General features: G+C 65.5%; 20 protein-coding genes. 12 read left to right on the top strand and 8 right to left on the bottom strand.

Going from position 1 to position 15,719, the window contains the following annotated elements:
* Positions 1 to 123 precede the first annotated feature (123 nt).
* Both ACIBQ6_RS43970 and ACIBQ6_RS43965 read right to left on the bottom strand, forming a co-directional pair.
* The gene (locus ACIBQ6_RS43970; RefSeq protein WP_397218786.1) at positions 124 to 1,113 is read right to left on the bottom strand and encodes an acyl-CoA desaturase; all 990 of its coding nucleotides are present in this window, start codon (positions 1,111 to 1,113) and stop codon (positions 124 to 126) included.
* A gap of 19 nt (positions 1,114 to 1,132) precedes the next feature.
* Positions 1,133 to 1,444, bottom strand: a complete 312-nt coding sequence (locus tag ACIBQ6_RS43965; protein ID WP_397218785.1) for a UBP-type zinc finger domain-containing protein — start codon at positions 1,442 to 1,444, stop codon at positions 1,133 to 1,135.
* Between the two features lie 336 nt (positions 1,445 to 1,780).
* On the opposite strand from ACIBQ6_RS43965, the gene ACIBQ6_RS43960 reads away from it, so the two are divergent.
* Positions 1,781 to 2,074, top strand: a complete 294-nt coding sequence (locus ACIBQ6_RS43960; protein WP_397218784.1) for a hypothetical protein — start codon at positions 1,781 to 1,783, stop codon at positions 2,072 to 2,074.
* A 132-nt stretch (positions 2,075 to 2,206) separates the two neighbouring features.
* Here ACIBQ6_RS43960 and ACIBQ6_RS43955 read toward each other — a convergent pair whose 3' ends face one another.
* On the bottom strand, positions 2,207 to 2,464 hold the full coding sequence (locus tag ACIBQ6_RS43955) for a hypothetical protein (protein WP_397218783.1): 258 nt from the start codon (positions 2,462 to 2,464) through the stop codon (positions 2,207 to 2,209).
* A gap of 350 nt (positions 2,465 to 2,814) precedes the next feature.
* Here ACIBQ6_RS43955 and ACIBQ6_RS43950 point away from each other — a divergent pair, with 350 nt between their 5' ends.
* Complete coding sequence (locus ACIBQ6_RS43950) at positions 2,815 to 3,180, top strand: STAS domain-containing protein (protein WP_397218782.1); 366 nt, start codon at positions 2,815 to 2,817, stop codon at positions 3,178 to 3,180.
* Between the two features lie 705 nt (positions 3,181 to 3,885).
* Here ACIBQ6_RS43950 and ACIBQ6_RS43945 read toward each other — a convergent pair.
* Positions 3,886 to 4,875 (bottom strand): NaeI family type II restriction endonuclease, encoded by a 990-nt coding sequence (locus ACIBQ6_RS43945; RefSeq protein ID WP_397218781.1) that lies wholly within the window; start codon positions 4,873 to 4,875, stop codon positions 3,886 to 3,888.
* A gap of 79 nt (positions 4,876 to 4,954) precedes the next feature.
* Complete coding sequence (locus ACIBQ6_RS43940; RefSeq protein WP_397218780.1) at positions 4,955 to 5,914, bottom strand: HNH endonuclease; 960 nt, start codon at positions 5,912 to 5,914, stop codon at positions 4,955 to 4,957.
* 274 nt (positions 5,915 to 6,188) lie between these two features.
* Here ACIBQ6_RS43940 and ACIBQ6_RS43935 point away from each other — a divergent pair, with 274 nt between their 5' ends.
* Positions 6,189 to 7,184, top strand: coding sequence for a hypothetical protein (locus ACIBQ6_RS43935; RefSeq protein WP_397218779.1), 996 nt, complete (start codon positions 6,189 to 6,191; stop codon positions 7,182 to 7,184).
* A 119-nt stretch (positions 7,185 to 7,303) separates the two neighbouring features.
* On the opposite strand, the gene ACIBQ6_RS43930 is transcribed toward ACIBQ6_RS43935, so the two are convergent.
* Together ACIBQ6_RS43930 and ACIBQ6_RS43925 are read right to left on the bottom strand one after the other, a co-directional pair.
* Positions 7,304 to 8,008 (bottom strand): HAD family hydrolase, encoded by a 705-nt coding sequence (locus ACIBQ6_RS43930; protein ID WP_397218778.1) that lies wholly within the window; start codon positions 8,006 to 8,008, stop codon positions 7,304 to 7,306.
* Positions 8,005 to 8,895 carry a GntR family transcriptional regulator gene (locus tag ACIBQ6_RS43925; RefSeq protein WP_397218777.1) on the bottom strand — a complete coding sequence of 297 codons (891 nt, stop codon included), beginning with the start codon at positions 8,893 to 8,895 and terminating at the stop codon, positions 8,005 to 8,007. The genes ACIBQ6_RS43930 and ACIBQ6_RS43925 overlap by 4 nt, the downstream gene beginning before the upstream one ends.
* 231 nt (positions 8,896 to 9,126) lie before the next feature.
* Here ACIBQ6_RS43925 and ACIBQ6_RS43920 point away from each other — a divergent pair, with 231 nt between their 5' ends.
* The 8 genes from ACIBQ6_RS43920 (at position 9,127) to ACIBQ6_RS43885 (ending at position 14,854) form a co-directional block, all read left to right on the top strand.
* Positions 9,127 to 9,264: a hypothetical protein gene (locus ACIBQ6_RS43920; RefSeq protein WP_397218776.1), complete on the top strand. Its 138-nt coding sequence runs from the start codon at positions 9,127 to 9,129 to the stop codon at positions 9,262 to 9,264.
* Positions 9,265 to 9,360: 96 nt separating this feature from the next.
* Complete coding sequence (locus ACIBQ6_RS43915; RefSeq protein ID WP_397218775.1) at positions 9,361 to 10,020, top strand: NUDIX domain-containing protein; 660 nt, start codon at positions 9,361 to 9,363, stop codon at positions 10,018 to 10,020.
* Between the two features lie 97 nt (positions 10,021 to 10,117).
* On the top strand, positions 10,118 to 10,297 hold the full coding sequence (locus ACIBQ6_RS43910) for a hypothetical protein (protein ID WP_397218774.1): 180 nt from the start codon (positions 10,118 to 10,120) through the stop codon (positions 10,295 to 10,297).
* An 81-nt stretch (positions 10,298 to 10,378) separates the two neighbouring features.
* Positions 10,379 to 10,741 carry a WhiB family transcriptional regulator gene (locus ACIBQ6_RS43905; RefSeq protein WP_397218773.1) on the top strand — a complete coding sequence of 121 codons (363 nt, stop codon included), beginning with the start codon at positions 10,379 to 10,381 and terminating at the stop codon, positions 10,739 to 10,741.
* Positions 10,741 to 11,154 (top strand): RRQRL motif-containing zinc-binding protein, encoded by a 414-nt coding sequence (locus ACIBQ6_RS43900; RefSeq protein WP_397218772.1) that lies wholly within the window; start codon positions 10,741 to 10,743, stop codon positions 11,152 to 11,154. The genes ACIBQ6_RS43905 and ACIBQ6_RS43900 overlap by 1 nt, the downstream gene beginning before the upstream one ends.
* Positions 11,151 to 12,116, top strand: coding sequence for a hypothetical protein (locus ACIBQ6_RS43895; RefSeq protein ID WP_397218771.1), 966 nt, complete (start codon positions 11,151 to 11,153; stop codon positions 12,114 to 12,116). The genes ACIBQ6_RS43900 and ACIBQ6_RS43895 overlap by 4 nt, the downstream gene beginning before the upstream one ends.
* 111 nt (positions 12,117 to 12,227) lie before the next feature.
* Positions 12,228 to 14,495 (top strand): cell division protein FtsK, encoded by a 2,268-nt coding sequence (locus ACIBQ6_RS43890; RefSeq protein ID WP_397218770.1) that lies wholly within the window; start codon positions 12,228 to 12,230, stop codon positions 14,493 to 14,495.
* Between the two features lie 140 nt (positions 14,496 to 14,635).
* Positions 14,636 to 14,854, top strand: coding sequence for a hypothetical protein (locus ACIBQ6_RS43885; protein WP_397218769.1), 219 nt, complete (start codon positions 14,636 to 14,638; stop codon positions 14,852 to 14,854).
* Between the two features lie 17 nt (positions 14,855 to 14,871).
* Here ACIBQ6_RS43885 and ACIBQ6_RS43880 read toward each other — a convergent pair whose 3' ends face one another.
* Complete coding sequence (locus ACIBQ6_RS43880; RefSeq protein WP_397218768.1) at positions 14,872 to 15,141, bottom strand: hypothetical protein; 270 nt, start codon at positions 15,139 to 15,141, stop codon at positions 14,872 to 14,874.
* Positions 15,142 to 15,263: 122 nt separating this feature from the next.
* Between ACIBQ6_RS43880 and ACIBQ6_RS43875 the strand changes: the two genes are divergently transcribed.
* Positions 15,264 to 15,710, top strand: a complete 447-nt coding sequence (locus ACIBQ6_RS43875; protein WP_397218767.1) for a single-stranded DNA-binding protein — start codon at positions 15,264 to 15,266, stop codon at positions 15,708 to 15,710.
* The last annotated feature ends 9 nt before the right edge of the window (positions 15,711 to 15,719 follow it).

Here is a 15,719-nt window from a genome sequence, read left to right as displayed (position 1 = left end):
TTCGCTGCTCCGCCGCGGTCAGGCGGCTTGGAGCCTCAGTGTCTGTCCCGGCTTGCGAGGGGGAAACGAGCAATGGCCGCGCCGGTTATCACAGGAACTGATGAGCGGTGGGGGCATCCGGGGTCAGTGTCCGGCCGGTGAGAGCGGGCCGGTACGGCGGCGCCGGAGACGTTCGGGATCGGGCCAGTGCACGTTGCTCGCCCAGCCGAACCGTTCGAACAGGCGGATCACCCCGCTGGACGGGTCGATCTGGCCGCGGTCGAGACCGTGGCGGGCGCAGGTCGGCTCGCTGTGATGGCCGTTGTGCCAGCTCTCACCGAACGACAACAGGGCCAGCGGCCACAAGTTCCTCGCCCGGTCGTGATCGCGGGTCTTGAAGGGCCGGCTGCCGATGAGGTGGCACAGCGAGTTGACACTCCAGGTGACGTGCTGGAGCAGCGCGATCCGGATGAGCCCGGCCCACAGGAAGGCGGTCAGGCCGCCGTACAGGGTGCCGGTGATCGCCCAGCCCGCTGCGAACGGCAGCGCCGGCGACAGCCCGCACAGCGCGGGGAAGGCGCGGGCCACGCGGGTCATGGCCGGATCGGCCAGCAGGTCAGGGGCGTAACGCCCGGCCGGAGTCTGGTCGTCGGTGAACAGCCAGCCCAGGTGGGCGTGGGCAAGCCCCCGAAGCTGCCCGCGCAGGCTGGTTCCGTACCGGTAGGGCGAATGGGGATCGCCGGGCCGGTCGGTGAAGGCGTGATGGCGGCGGTGCACCGCCACCCAGTCGATCACGTTGCCCTGGAAGCCCATCGACCCGGCGACCGCCAGGCTCACGCGCAGCCAGGGCCGGGCGGTGAAGGAGCCGTGGGTGAGCAGCCGATGGAAGCCGACCGTCACCCCCAGACCGGTCACCACGTAGAAGGCGGCGGCCAGGAGCAGGTCGGTGAGCGCGACCCCATGCCCCCACGCCAGGTAGATCACCGCGCCGAGCGCGGCGAACGGCGCGATCACGATCGCCCCGGTCAGCGTGGTCTGCGCCCGCCCGGCTGGCACGTGCTCGCCGGCCCCGGGGAAGGGCGAGGTTCCGTCGTAGTCCTGCCGGCGTTGCACCGGTCGTTCGGAAACAGTCATGAAGCAGCCTTTTTCTCATCTATACGGTCCGCCGGTGCACGTAGCACCAGCGCCAGGTCGACCTCGGTGCCAGGGCGGCGGCCACCGCGTGGTCGGTCTCCTGGTAGTGGGCCTTGGCGTGGCCGCCCTGCGAATCGTCGGAACAGGCCACCCAGCCGCAGGTCAGGCACACCAGCAGGCGCGTCCAGGTCTGGTCGAGGGCCAGACATTTCTTGCATTCGGGCGGTCCGTACCGCACTTGGGGGAGCTGGTGGATGTGATCGCAGCGCGGGGCCTGACCGTTCATGTCTACGCGGTCGGTCGCGGCCATTCCTTGTGCGTCCAGGGTCATGACGACCCCCTCACGGTGACAGCGACGCAAGGTGCGCCGGCTGGTCGCCTGCCAGTCAACGTGCTCAGCCGCCTCGGCGGAAAGGCGCAATCCCAGTCAGCCTCATCAGCTGCGGCGATAGCGGGCCTGCGGGCGATTTCACGAGACGCCACCGGATCATGCGGATCGTCACGTAGAGAACCGCCGGACCATGAAGTCGTCTGGATATTCCCCGCTGCGGGCCTTCCGTCGCCTTATGCCGAGAGCGAATTTCGCACGTTTATTTGACATTTCCTTGCCATTTATTTCGGGTTGGCATTGAATGAGGAATGCAAGCAAGGAAAAGGGGAGGCTCTCATGAGCTTCGTACAGATTCTCGAATTCAGCACCAAACGCGCCACGGAAGTCGAGTCGCTCATGAACGAGTGGCGGACGCAGACCGAAGGAAAGCGCCATGTGAAGCGCGAGATCGTGGCGAAGCACCACGACCGCCCCGATCACTACGTGGCCCTCGTCGAATTCTCCTCCTACGAGGAGGCCCAGCGTAACAGCAAGCTGCCGGAAACCGGCTGGTTCAACGCGCACATGGTCAAACTGTGCGACGGTCCGATCAAGTTCTCCGACTACGATGTGATTCGCGACAAGAGCTGATCACCGGCTGAACATCGCGAAAAGCTCAACCTGTGCTGTGGCGTGCGAGAACATTCTCGCGTCATGGCACGGGGCTTTTTTGTGTCGGCCCATCGTCGCGCGAGACGTGAAGGGGCCGGCACCGGCCGACCGCTACGGATTCCTCCTGGCGAGCGCCTGCTCGGCCGCGGCGCCCAGCAACCGGGCGGCGGTGGCCACCTCGGCGAGCCGGCCGGGCCCCATCGCGTCCAGGCAGCCGGCCAGCCGCCGCCGGTCACCATGGCAGGCCATGTTCGTCGCACGCTGGACGGCGAGGGCGAGCGAGGCCGTGCCGATCGCCGTCAAGACGTCGGCCAGGGCCTGATCCACGCCGTCGTTCGGACCCGGCGGCTGCGCAGGTTGAGCGGTCAATGCAAGTCACCCTGCCGTCTTTGAGCTCCGCGTGCGATCCGGTGCCGCCGGCCGGCCTGCTCCATCTGCCGGCCGAGGACAACGGGAGAGCGCCCCAGTGGTTCCCCATGAGACGCCACGAGCGGTGCGGCCGTCAAACCCATCGCGTCACCACGCGGGCGCCGACCCCCGGTGATCACGGCTGATGATAAGCGTGAGGCAGATTGCCGCTATCCACCGGGCCGAGCCGACGGGATGATCAGTACATCGCACCGGACTGCTCCACTCACGCCGGCTCCCGCACCACGTGTTCATGGCCACCTCACACGCGCGGACACCTTATTCCGTACTTCCCGCCCGTAGGAGTCAGCATGGACACCGCGGACACAGCCGGCATCCGCACGCCTGACACGGTCGCCGATCCGCTCTTGCGTATCACGCCGCTCGTCGATTCCACGGGCCTGTGGATCGAAGGCGAGCTCGACTACGCCACCCTGCCTGTCCTGACCAGGGCACTGGCCTCGATGGCGAGAGGTGGCAGCTTCTGCGTCGATCTGAGCGGCCTGGTGTTCTGCGACGTCGGCGGGTTGCGCGCGTTGGTCACCCCCGCCGCCGGCATGCGCGACGGCCAGGTTCTGACGTTACGCTCGCCCTCTCCGCAGGTGCGACGCCTGCTCCAGCTCACCGGCTGGCACCCGAAGGCCGGTCTTCGCCTGCAGGATCGGAGCACCTCATGACGGCCCTCGATCGCCGCACCGGGCAGGTCTGTGGCCCATCCCCGCCACCGCCACCGTCGTCCGCCCGTTGCCGACCTGTCCAAGGTGTCGTTCTGCGACGCCGCCGGGCTGGGTGTCGTGGTTGGCGTCCAGCCCGAACCCAATCCCGGACACCGTCCTCGGCCTGGCCGCCCGGGCCACGCCTTGCCCTCAGCGGGTCGTGGCCGGGGCTGCTGCGGCGGGATCTACTGCTCAGGCGGCGGGCAGGGGGGACGTGACATGAGTGAGGAGTTCGGAAACCTCCCAGAGCTGGTAACTGTCGCTGGGGTCTGAGCTGACGATGGCGGTCTAAATGATCTACCGCAGTACACGGTCCGTACACAAGAGCAACCACCGAGCAACCAACCATGATCAAAAACGAGATCCGAGGCCGGCGAAGCCGAGAAACCCCAGGTCGAACGCGGTATTGAAGAGTAGGGCGGGTGGGACTTGAACCCACGACCCACGGATTATGAGACCAGACTACACAACGGCCTCATGATGTCTCTCACCTGCAATAACTGATCCGGGGCGACACCTGTGATGCTAGATGGGGAGACATTGGGGAACGATCAAGGCTGAGGGCCATTCTCCTGCCCCTTACGGTCGCTTGGGCGTAGGCATCCCGACGCCTGGCGAACGGCCGTCTGACCTACATCTAGAGCGGCGCCGTCGCGGCCTGAAGCGTCATGTTCGCTTGCGTCCGCCTTCTCGTTTCGGCAGCGGCAGAAGTAGCTCCTCGACCGGATCGTCAGGGTCTGCAACGACCCAGTGATCTCCCCAAAGGTAAGTGGACGGCTTCGCAGCATGGTGAGGCTGTGCACGTGCGATCCGGAAGGATACGAACTCTCCCTTCTGCGGAACGGGGCCACCAAGCTCTTTGGCGATTACTGCATGTTCCAGACCTTCGCCGAGAATAATGATGCCCTCCTGGCGTAACCGGGGGCGGGCACGGGAAGTGCCGCCGTCTTCCCGGATGCGTGCCATGTAGTCAAGCTGGCGAGCAACTGTGCGAACCGTTCCTCGGCCAATTCTGCGTCCTTGCACTAGGCGGAATAGCTCATTGATGCGAGCCTGGCCAGAGCTGGAAGCCAAAATGCGGTCTCTAATATTTGTGGGGAGATGTAAAAGGATATTCTCGGTTAACTCGACGTTATGCCAGAGCCACCGAACGAGGTGGAGATTCTCCTTGTTGAGCCGGAGCTTCTTGTCTCGGTTGCCTTTTCGGGTTCTGGTGCCGCTCTGTGTGAGCTTGCTTGTCTCAGCGCGGAACAAGCCGGCACTCCACAAGCTCTTGCGGTCGTCGGCCCAGACTAGGAGGCAAATTTCATCCAGAGCCTCTGGTGGAATCATCCAACCCCCGAGGTCCTTGGAGAACTTGCAGTCCACATCTACGCCCGCGATGCGGTAATCCATATCCTGGCCGTTCGCGAACTCAAATTCTCGCTGCAGGTTGATTTCCACGAGAGTGCCCGCATGAGTCTTCTCTGTCTTGAACAGCTTTTCTGGATCAAATCGGCCCGTTCGTTCGCCGTCCAGAAGCTGGTCAATAGTGTCTCGGAGGACCCGGCCGAATCTATCCCGCCCATCCTTGATGCCGAGCAATTCTGCCTCAACGGCAAGCAGTTCAACATCTTGAGATGGGGGAGATGCGTCTTGCGTCTCGAAAAGCGTCACGTTTCCCTCGGTGTCATCAATAGCTAGCTGTCTTATCTAGGAGTTGCAGGAGTGAGGTAAGCTCTAACTGTACATAAACTTACCAAGTCTCAATCGCAAGGTCGTGGTGCACCGCAAGGTAGCTGACGTTGGGACGGTCGGCAGGGGAGATGCTAAGGGCCTGACCGTGAAGTACTGCAAGCTCCTTATAGGAGTGCAGACGTGGCGCGACTTTGACCGTCCAGGTGGCCGGATCGATTGCCAGCAGACCGCGATCCATGAGGGCGTGAAGGTCGCGCCTCAGAAGCAGACCTCCAGCGAGATCATGATGCGGAGTGTCGGCGTAGCGGTAGAGGTGAGCAGCTTCCAGGCTCTCCTCTGGCTGTGGCCCGCTTATAGCGCATCGGGAACCATACCGGGCAAGCAGGGCTTGGCGGAACTCCTGCTGTCCAATGCGAGCCTTCTGCAGGATGAGCTTGTGGCCACCAGGGATGGCTGGCCGGAGTCCTGCGTCAGCTTTCCACCAGCTTGGCCCTAGACCCGACTCTGCGCCTAATTCAGCGCGCAGACCGTCGAGGTTCATGGGCCGAATGGACTGCTGGCCAGAGTTGTTCAAAAAGAAGGGCTTGATCCTGCTGATGAGAACGGGCCGATCAAAGGGGCGCCATGTGCGCCCATAGTCAGCCTCATAGATCGTGACATCGAGGACCTCCACAACCGGATCGCGGAATGATGCTCTACAGGGAGATTCGGAGCACCTGAAAGGGACGCTGGAGTACTTCGCACTCTTGCGTGGTTTGATGGCGGTTGAACGGCACTGTGGGCACCGCTGCTGAACTTTCTTGCCAGGGCCCGTAGTGATCTCATCGACCCATGCGATCCCGAGTGCCAGCTTCTTGCCGCGCAGCAGGACCAAGTCCCCTGGCTGGACGGCTTTGCCGTTCGCAACGGTGTTGTTCCACAGGTACTTCTCCCCGAGCACATCTTCGTAGCCCAGGTTGCCGCCGAACTGCAGATCGCTCGCCTCGACCGTTAGGAGACCCCATGCCCTAGATGTCATGAGCTGATCATGGCACAGCCGAACGACAATTTAGGTCGGCGTGGCCATCCCATAGGATCCACTGACCGTTGGGATGATAAGCCGGGACCGATAGTGGTATTTCGGTCGATCCGATAATTTGCACGCATGCAAAGGCGCCGAGCCACCGCACAGGCGTGGCTTTCAGGGGGACACCACCAAGCGATCCCGCGTAGCGTTCCAGTGTGACCAGAGCCAAAGACGAGGATGGCCCGTAGTCCGCCAACAGGAGTTGCCAAGAGGAAAGGGGAAAGGTATGACGACCGTGCAACGGGAGCTTCCCAGTCGCAAGATGTCGAACACCTTGCGAATTTTTATACTTTCCCCAATTGTCCTGATATTTGGGTCGGCAATTCGACTCCTCATAATCTCGAACTATGATTCATCGACGGCCGGTGCTATCGCGTCGTTGGGCGGGGTGGCGGGCACGTTGCTTGGAACGCTGGTTCCACTTATTCCGCCATTCTTTCCAGTGATGGCATTTTGTCTCTACCTGCTGCGTATGTGGAAAAGCTTATTGGCCGCCCTAATCGGTATGGCGGTGGTCGTGCCAGCCTATGCGAGCGTTCCTGAGTCTCTTGGCCGAGGCTGGAATGCGGTCACTAGCCTATGGAGCCTCATCTTCGATTCTGAGGAAAGGGTGATCCTTTGGCCATCCGTGAGACCGGCTCTTATATTCGCCGCATTCGTTGTAGCGGTTATAATTCTCGACCACTACAAGCCGTTCCGTGCAAAGCTGCTGGCGCAGTTCTCTGTTGTGGAGCAGATGCGTCAGGAACTGGAGCAAGCGGAGGATAGTGAAACCTCAGGAGAGGGGACCTCTACGGAGAGGAGTCGAGCGTGGGACCGAGAGGTGCGAGTTATCAAGGTAAATATGTTGATTGAGCATGCATTATATGTGGTCCCTACTATAGTATTTGTCTCTATTGTCGCAGTGTTTGGCTTCGCTTCTATAACGCATATGTATCATGTACCTTACGGCTATACGACCATTAAGGAGGTTGCGCGTAAGCCGTGGATGCCTCTGGAGGTGATAGAGACAAAAACTGTCAGGTACGTTGGATATTCGATCGCTGTAAGAGATGGCTGGCATGCGATTCTTGACGATAAGGAGCGCATGATTCACTATGTACAGTCCGTCGACGTGGTGCGTCGCGAGATCTGTAGGAAAAGTTCGGAGCTGCTGAGTCATCCAAAGCCGCTTGTTGATTTTTCGGAGAAAACGTCCTCGGTCTGGAGATCATGCCCGTGACTGCAGAGGTTGAAGACTGAGGTATCACCCTGCGGTTGCATGCTCACCAGGAGGTTCGGGTGCAGCTTCCCTTCCTATTGTCTCGATACCCTGGAGGCCGATGGGCTTACCCCAGCCTCTCAGCATGTCTCTGTGGAGTTGGCTTCGAGCAACTCTGTCATGCTGGTCACGATGTGGTCGGCTCCGGCTGTTTCGAGCCGCGACGCTTTACCGGGTCGATTGGCGTACCCGACTGCGACAACGCCTGTCGATTTACACACCTCCATGTCAGTTTCGGAGTCGCCCACAAGCACGCTCGCTGAGGGCTTGGCGGCAAGCCGTGCGAGCGCGTGACGTACCAGGTGCGGATCCGGCTTCATAAGGTTCGGGTCTAGTTCGACGCGTGCTGACACGTAGTCGATCTCTTCTCCAAGGTGAGTTCGCTGTAGATAGGCCGTTACCGCCATGGTCGAGTTGTTGCTGACCACTGCCACGGCCTTGCCTAGGCGTTTCGATTGCCGGATGAGATCGACGGCCCCCGGGGTCGGACGCGCCGTCTGGACCGCCTCGACTTCGAGCCTCGTCAACATGTCCCGCGTGATGCGGCTCATGTCTGGTCCGAGTTGCCAGCTGAACCGGAAGACCGCCAGCGGATCGTCAAAGGCTTCGACCTCTGGCGGGATGTCGACATCATGCTCAGCAAGGAGGCTGCACAGTGATGCCGCGACTCGCGGCGCGGGCAGTCCCGCGAAGATGTCGCAGATGGGGCCGTCGAAGTCGAGCAGGACACACTCAGCTTTCCGCATCGCATCCTGTACGGAGAGCGGTCCCGCGTGCGCCGTCACGCTGACTCTCGCGCGACCGTGTTCCACACGCTGTCGAACCAAGCACGCGACTGTATGACGAACTGACCTGATGTGGAGTCCTCTCCGTCGCTCAGAACGAAGTGGAACAGCTCCGCATCCTTACCCATCAGGTCATAGATGCCCTGCGGCTCTCCGCCGAGAGCGACAGTGTGTTTTGTGACCGGATAGAAGCCGAAGAACGCCTCTTCGCCATTGATCACGTAGAGCTTGAAGCGGGGCGGTTCGCCACAGATGCGCACCTCGGCTGAGGCTGACGCGACAAGGCCGAGATCCTTGAGTTCTTGTACAGACTCCACGATGGCCTGAGCGTGGCGGGAGGTGATTCGTTCTGCCCGCTTCCGGAACAGGGGCTCGTCTTCGAGGTTGTCTACGCGGCACGGCAGTGACCACGGGCGAGACGTGTCTGGGATTAGGATGCGGACGCTGATGCTCTCGGGGACGAGCTTGCCGGCACGGATGTTGTCGAGTGGCTCTTGGATCGCGCCGTGAAGTGTCTCGCCAGAGAAGCCCGCGAACTCTATTGAGACCTCTGCGCGCTTGAACGCCTGCTCAACGTGCGGACGGAGGCCGACGGGGCGCGAGGTCCGCTCGCGAACGAACACGCCGCTTCCTTGCCTTGTGACCACCAGCCCCTCATCACGGAGCTGGCGGATGGCCTGCTGAACGGTCATGCGGGCAACGCCGAAGCTCTTAGCCAGCTCAGGACCAGACGGAAGCTTGTCGCCAGGGGCGAACTTCCTCGTGAGGATTGCGGCCCTCAGTTGATGGGCTACCTGCAGATACGGCGGACGCGGGTCATCTGGGTCAAGTTGCATGCCGTACAGCCTAGCCGCTACCTGGTCAACATTCCTAGGCAACTTGAGCATGTCTCTTGACATGGCTAGCCAACCCAGCCAGCATGATGCTTGTACGACCTGCCTAGGCAGGTTGGACAACCTGCACAGCCGGAAGACCTGGGAAGGCGGCGCAAGCCGCGCGCCAACGGGCTGGAGCACACGTCACTCAGATAACTGCATAAAGGGCCACCGCCTCCCACCGAAAAAGGCGACCCAAGCAGGGAAAACGCCCTGCTATCGATCTCTTTTCGAGGAGACGACATGAGCTTCTTCGCTCATACCCTCGCCAACGCGGACCACCTGAGCCAGGCCGACCTGAAGGACTTCGCATCCTTCATGGAGCCGGACCAGGCCGAGGCGTTTCTGAGCGAGGTCAACACCATCCGCAACGGCAAGTAGCTGTCCGCCCCGACGGTCGCAGGCAGGGTTCGACTCCCTGCCGGGGCACGCCGGCATGCGCGCCGGGTTCGCACACTCCGATCGAAGGAACCCACTATGACCATGGCCGTGACGTTCACGCACCCTGACGTGTTCGACAAAGGTGTTCAGGAAGGCTGGGCCGACCCGCACACTGATCCCACACAGATCGACTGGACCAGCCGCCAGGCCGCCGCCGCGATCCCGTTCATGGTGATCGACGGTCGGCCCGTCAACCCTTGCGAGAGCACGGGCATCCGCTACGGCCGCAACGAGTTGGGCCACTGGGGTGAGCAGTTGGCCGCCGATGCCATCGTCACCGCCGATACCGAGGCCGGCCGCTGGCTGGTCATGGTCGAACGCTCAGACGGGCACGGCTGGGCACTGCCCGGCGGCTACGTCGAGCCCGGTGAGGACCCGGAAGCGGCGGCGCTCCGCGAGCTGGAAGAGGAGACCTGCCTGGACCTGGCGAGCATGGTTCGCCACCCGCTTCCCGCCCGGTACGTGCCCGATCCCCGCGCCAGCGATGAGGCATGGATGGTCACCGTGCCCGTCCGGTTCCATCTCGGCACCCTGGCCCGCGCCGACCTGCCCGCCGTGGTCGGTGCAGACGATGCCAAGCGCGCTGTCTGGGTCCGCGCTGACAGCTACGCCCACCTGGTGGCCCACCTCGGCAGCTTCTACGCCGGCCGCGTCTTCCGCGCCCATAAGGCCATGCTGCGAGTCCTCCTCGGCTGATCGCTCTACCGCCCCGATGGTCGCAGGCAGGGTTCGACTCCCTGCCGGGGCACTCCGGCTGCTTCGCCGGCCACCTACACCCCCGAGGGAGCTTCCCATGCAGATGCAGCCTGCTAAGAGCGTCGGCCGGTTCCTGCCGACGCTGTTCCTGATCGGCTTCGTCATCTACCTGTTCACCGACCCGGCCGGCGCTGCCACGGCGGTCAAGTGGGCGTTCGAGGCGATCGTCACCGGCGCCCAGCAGTTCGCCGAGTTCATCAAGGCAGTCAGCAATTGACCCGTCTCACCCCGCGGGGGCGGCCCCAATCCGCCAAGACCTGAGCCGCCCCCGCCCGACTCCCGAAGGAGTACCACCATCATGGCCCATTCGCTCGATCATCCTTCCCGCCTGTCGCTGCCCGAGATTGAGGTGGCTTGGCTGTGCGAGAGTGACCCACCGCTTCCTGAGTGCACCTACGACCCGGAGCTGCACACCGGCCCGCGCCCGCTCACCGAGACCAGCGCCGAGCGCGCCGCCCGTGAGGCCGTGGCCCGCGAGGTGTGTGCCTCCTGCCCCGCGTTGGAACTCTGCTTTCTGTACGCCCTGCGCGTCCGGCCGACCGCGGGCATCTGGGCCGGCCACACCGCCGCCGAGATCGACACCTATGCCCAGATCACTGAGCTGTACGAGGCCATGCGTTCGCGCGCCGCTGAGCGACTGTCCGGGTTGGAGGTGGCGTGATGTCGCGCATCCGCGCCGCGTTCTGGGACCCGACCGGTATCCGGTACAGCATCCCCACCTACCCGTGGAAGATGGCCCCGCCGCACTTGCTCACACTGCGGCAGCTCACCGCCGAGGGCTTGCGGCCCGGCGGGCAGGGCGTACAGGCCCAAGTGCTGTGGCGCTCGCGTCGCCACGGCGCACCCGGCGTGCGCGCCGCCTACCTCTACGACGTGCGCTTCGCCCTGCCCAAGCGCACCCCGACCGCGCGGCAGCGCGCCGCCCTCGGCAAGGCGAACGCCGCCCGCCGCACCTGCCCCGAGTGCTTGCGTGATGTCGGCTACGTGCTGCCGCGCCATCTGGGCATCTGCCTCGACTGCGCCGAGGACGCCGCCACCCGCACCGATCAGGCCGATGGGAGGAAAGCCGCATGAGCACCGCCACACCGACGCCCGAGCCGAGCCCGGAGGACATCTCCCGCGCGCTGGCCGAGATCGAACGACACCTGACCGAACCGGCGCCGCCCGCGCCCGCGCTGCCGGCCGAGCCGGACGACGCGGGGGAGACCCGGCGGGTACGGCAGTTGCGCGCCGAGGTCGCCGAGGCCCGCCACCTGGCCGAGCTCCAGAACGACGACACGCCGCTTCTGCTGGACACGCCCCGGCTGCGCAAGCGCCGCAAGAAGGCCCACGAGGCCGCCCGCCTGCACCGGCTTGGCCAAGACCCCGAGATGCGCGCGTGGCAGGCCGCCCGGATGCGGCGGCTGCTGGTTGCCGCCGCGATGGTCGCGCTGACGTTGGCGCTGGCCTGGTCAACCGCCGGCGTTCAGCACTTCGCCGCCGAGGGCGCGCCGGCATGGTCGGCCGGCTGGATCTTCGCCTGGCTGGTTGAGCCGTTCATGTCCATTGCTCTGCTGGTTGTCGTGGGCGCCCGCGCCTACCTCGGCACCCAAGGGCAACCGCTCAACGATCGCAAGCTGATCCGCGTCGAGTGGCTGTTCCTCGGGCTGACCCTCGGCATGAACGCCTGGCCGTACCTGCCGTGGAGCGCCGAGGAGTTCTCGCTGTCGCGGTTGGTGCTGCACGTGCTGGGGCCGATCGTGGCCGTGGCCATCGTCACCGCCCTGCCCATCATCCTGGCCGCTTTCGCCCGGCTCGACCCCACCGGGGGGACGGCCGGCGGCGGGCTTACCGGCCTTACGTACAGCACAAACACCGGAGATCGGGTAAGGCGAACCGCCGCCGAGGTGGCCCCGCTGATCGAACGCGCACAGATCCTCATCGCCGCGGGCACCCTGCCCGCCAACCCCAGCGCCTACAAGCTCCAAAGGGCGCTTCGCTGCGGCATGGACGACGCCCGCGCCGTCCGTGACGCCCTCGCCGAGGAAGCCGCGTGACGACCACGCCGGCCAGCCTCCACCCGAACGCGCAGGGTGCGGCCACATCCGCCAAGACCCGGCCGCACCCTGCCACCCCGCCCGCTGCAACGCACACGAGGTGAACCCATCATGACGCACGACCCGTTCCACCACGCCAACCAGCCCGAGCAGCCCGAACCGCCCACGAGCGGCACCCCGGCCACCGACCCCGGGCACGCCGCCGAGCTCGCCGAGCCTGCCGAGGCCGGCGACGACAAGGGCGCGAACATCGTCCACCTGGACGCCGCCCGCGCCGGCCGCCACCCCTACCGGCCCGACGACCCGGAGCCGACCACCCCCGCCCCGGCCGGCAGCCGCCCGCCCGTGGAAGGCCATGTCATCCGGGTTGACCAGCCCGGCGCCCAGGATCGCGACTGGCGCGCCGAGCTGGAGGCCAAGGTGCGCACCAGCCGCCCCGTGGTGCCGCTGTGGCTGCGCTCGCGCGCCGAGGCGATGCAAACCCTGACCTGGCTGGGCAAGCACTACGCCCACGTGGCCGGCTACCAGCTCGCCCGCACGCCGATGTACGCCGGCCGGCTGGCCATCCGTTCCCCGCGCGGCCTCGCCCGGCTGGCCAACGGCATGGTGCGCTGGACGTTCGACCTGGAAGGCGAGCCGGTACGGGTGGCCGCCGTGACCAAGGCCGACCCCGAGGCGTACCTGAAGCTGTCGCGGCAGCGTGACTCCCGCGTCCGGCTGCGCGTTCCGGTCATGCTGGTGGTGCTGGTCACGCTGCTGATCGCCGCCCTCATCGTGGCAGGCCAGCCGGCCGCCGTGCAGTGGGGCGCCCTCGCGGTGGCGCTGGCCGCTCTCGGCATCCTCGGCAAGCCCGCCGACCGGCCGCTGATCGAACGCGCCGTGCTGGCCTCCACCGTGGAGAAGCTGACCAGCGACATCGTCATCCGCGCCCTGACCACGCTGGGCATCTCCGGCATCACGCAAGCCATGTCGAAGAACCCCAAGGACGCCATCCGGTTCGTCGCCCCGATCACCCGCGACGGCCCCGGCTGGCGCGCCGACCTCGACCTGCCGCACGGCGTGACCGTCGGCGACGTGCTCGACAAGCGCGACCGCATGTCCGGCGCGCTGCGCCGCCCGCTGGGCTGCATCTGGCCCGAGGGCGACTCGACCATCCACGAGGGCCGGCTCATCCTGTGGGTCGGCGACAAGGACCTGTCTCGCACCGTCGTGAAGTCTCCGCTGGTCAAAGCCGCCAGCCACGACGTGTTCAAGGGCATCCCGTTCGGGGCCGACCCGCGAGGCCGCTCCATCACCGTCCCGATCATCGAACAGAACATCCTGATCGGCTCCCAGCCCGGCCAGGGCAAGACCGCCTCGGTGCGCGTGCTCGCCTCCGGCGCGGCCCTCGACCCGTCCACCGAGCTGTGGATTCACGAACTCAAGGGCACCGGCGACCTCGACCCGCACGAGCAGAACTGCCACCGCTACGTCTCCGGCATCGAAGATGAGGCCATCGCCTACGCCGCCGACTCGCTGGCGCTGCTGCGCAAGGAAGTCATGCGCCGCGCCGCCGCCCTCAAGGCGCTGCCGCCGGACCTGTGCCCGGACAAGAAGGTCACCAGAGCGATCGCCGACAAGCGATCGTTGGGCCTGCACCCGCTGGTGGCCATCTTCGACGAGTGCCAGAACCTGTTCGCCCACGAGGAATACGGGGCCAAGGCAGGTGAGGATGCCGAGTTCATCATCAAGCTCGGGCGCGCCCTCGGCGTGGTGCTGATCCTGGCCACCCAGCGCCCGGACAAGCGCAGCCTGCCCACCGGCATCAGCGCGAACGTCACCATCCGGTTCTGCCTGCGGGTGGCCGGCCAGCTCGAAAACGACATGATCCTCGGCACGTCGTCGTATCAGAACGGCATCCGCGCCACGCTGTTCGTCCCCGGCCCGCCGGACAAGGGCGGCGACGCCGGTACCGGCTACCTGGTCGGCGCCACCCCGATGCCCAAGGTGGTCAAGTCCGGCTACCTCGACACCCCGGCCACCCAGCTCATCGCCGACCGCGCCCACGCCCTGCGCAAGGGAGCCGGCGTGCTGACCGGTCACGCCCTCGGCGAGAAGCCCGAACAGAGCGCGCCGAGCCATGACCTGCTGGCCGACATCCTGGCCGTGCTCGGCGCGTCCGAGGCCAAGGTGTGGAACGAAACCGTCATCGCCCGACTGGCCGACCTGCGCCCCGACATCTACGGCGGGTGGGAGGTCGAACAGCTCACCGCGATGCTCAAGCCGCACGGCATCAAGACCGTCCAAGTGTGGGGCACCACGGCCGACGGCAAGGGCGCGAACCGCCGCGGCATCATCCGCGAAGACATCGCGGAGCGTAGCCGCGGAGCCGCTTCGTAACCCGGTGATCTCCCGCTAGGTCTAGCGGCCCCACCTGCTAGACCTAGCACCCCTCCTAGCGCCCAATCCCGCGACCTACCAGCGCACTAGTGCCTAGCGTCCGACCTGCGGCAACCCCGGAAACCGGCCTGGAGGCCACCTTGGCTACCGTCATCGCCCTGCTAGTCGTCTGCCTGCCGATCGTCACTCTCGGTTACGCCTGCTGGTGCTACGCCTCCCCGTGGGGCACCTGCCGGCGCTGCGCCCCCGGCGGCAAGAACCACACCTGCCGCGCCTGCGACGGCACCGGCATGCGACCCCGACTCGGCTGGCAGCTCTACGTCTACCTACGCCGCCTGCACCACGGCGGCACCCGCTGAGGCGTCGGCCGACGCCTTCAGTCCTCCTCAACCACGCCCAGCCCAGCCACCCGCCCGTCACGAACATCGGCCAGCGCCTGCGCATACCCGGTCTCCACTGCGCGATGCACGACGTTGGAGATCGCTTCCGGCATGTCCATCCAGCCACCCCACGCCGAGCACAGATTCGCGGTCGCCTCGTACGCCGCCCGCGCGTCGCTCGCGTCCTCGCGCGGACCGCCACGCAGCACGTCCACCGACCGCTCCCACGCCGCCAGGTCATCCCTGGTGTAGCTCTCCTCAGCCATACGCACGACGGTACGCGCTGCCACCCCCGGCGTCTCGCCAAGGCGGCACACGCGCGTGCCCCACGCCCACCTCCCAATCCCGTTGACCCGACCCGATCCCAGATCGTGAAAGGAAGTCGGCCATGTCCGGCGAGACCACCATCACCATCATCGGCAACCTGACCGGCGATCCCGAACTGCACTACACCCAGACCGGCACCGCCGTAGCGAGCTTCACCATTGCCTCCAGCGCCCGCACCTACAACAAGCAGGTGGAGCAGTGGCAGGACGGCGAGGTCCTGTTCATGCGCTGTAGCGCGTGGCGCGACCTCGGCGAGCACATCACCGAGTCCCTGACCCGCGGCACGCGTGTCATCGCCTCCGGCCGGCTGCGCATGCGCACCTACGAGACCAGCGACGGCGACAAGCGCACCGTCACCGAGATGACCGTAGACGAGATCGGCCCGTCGCTGCGGTTTGCCACCGCCAAACCGCAGAAGGCCGCGCGCACCGGCAGCAACGGCCACGGTGGCGCACCCGCCGACCCGTGGGCTACCGCCGCACCGGCCGGCGACGAACCGCCCTTCTGAGGGCTTCCG

Source organism: Nonomuraea sp. NPDC049655 (assembly GCF_044465465.1).
Lineage (GTDB): Bacteria > Actinomycetota > Actinomycetes > Streptosporangiales > Streptosporangiaceae > Nonomuraea.
This window is presented reverse-complemented; position numbering and strand designations above follow the sequence as displayed.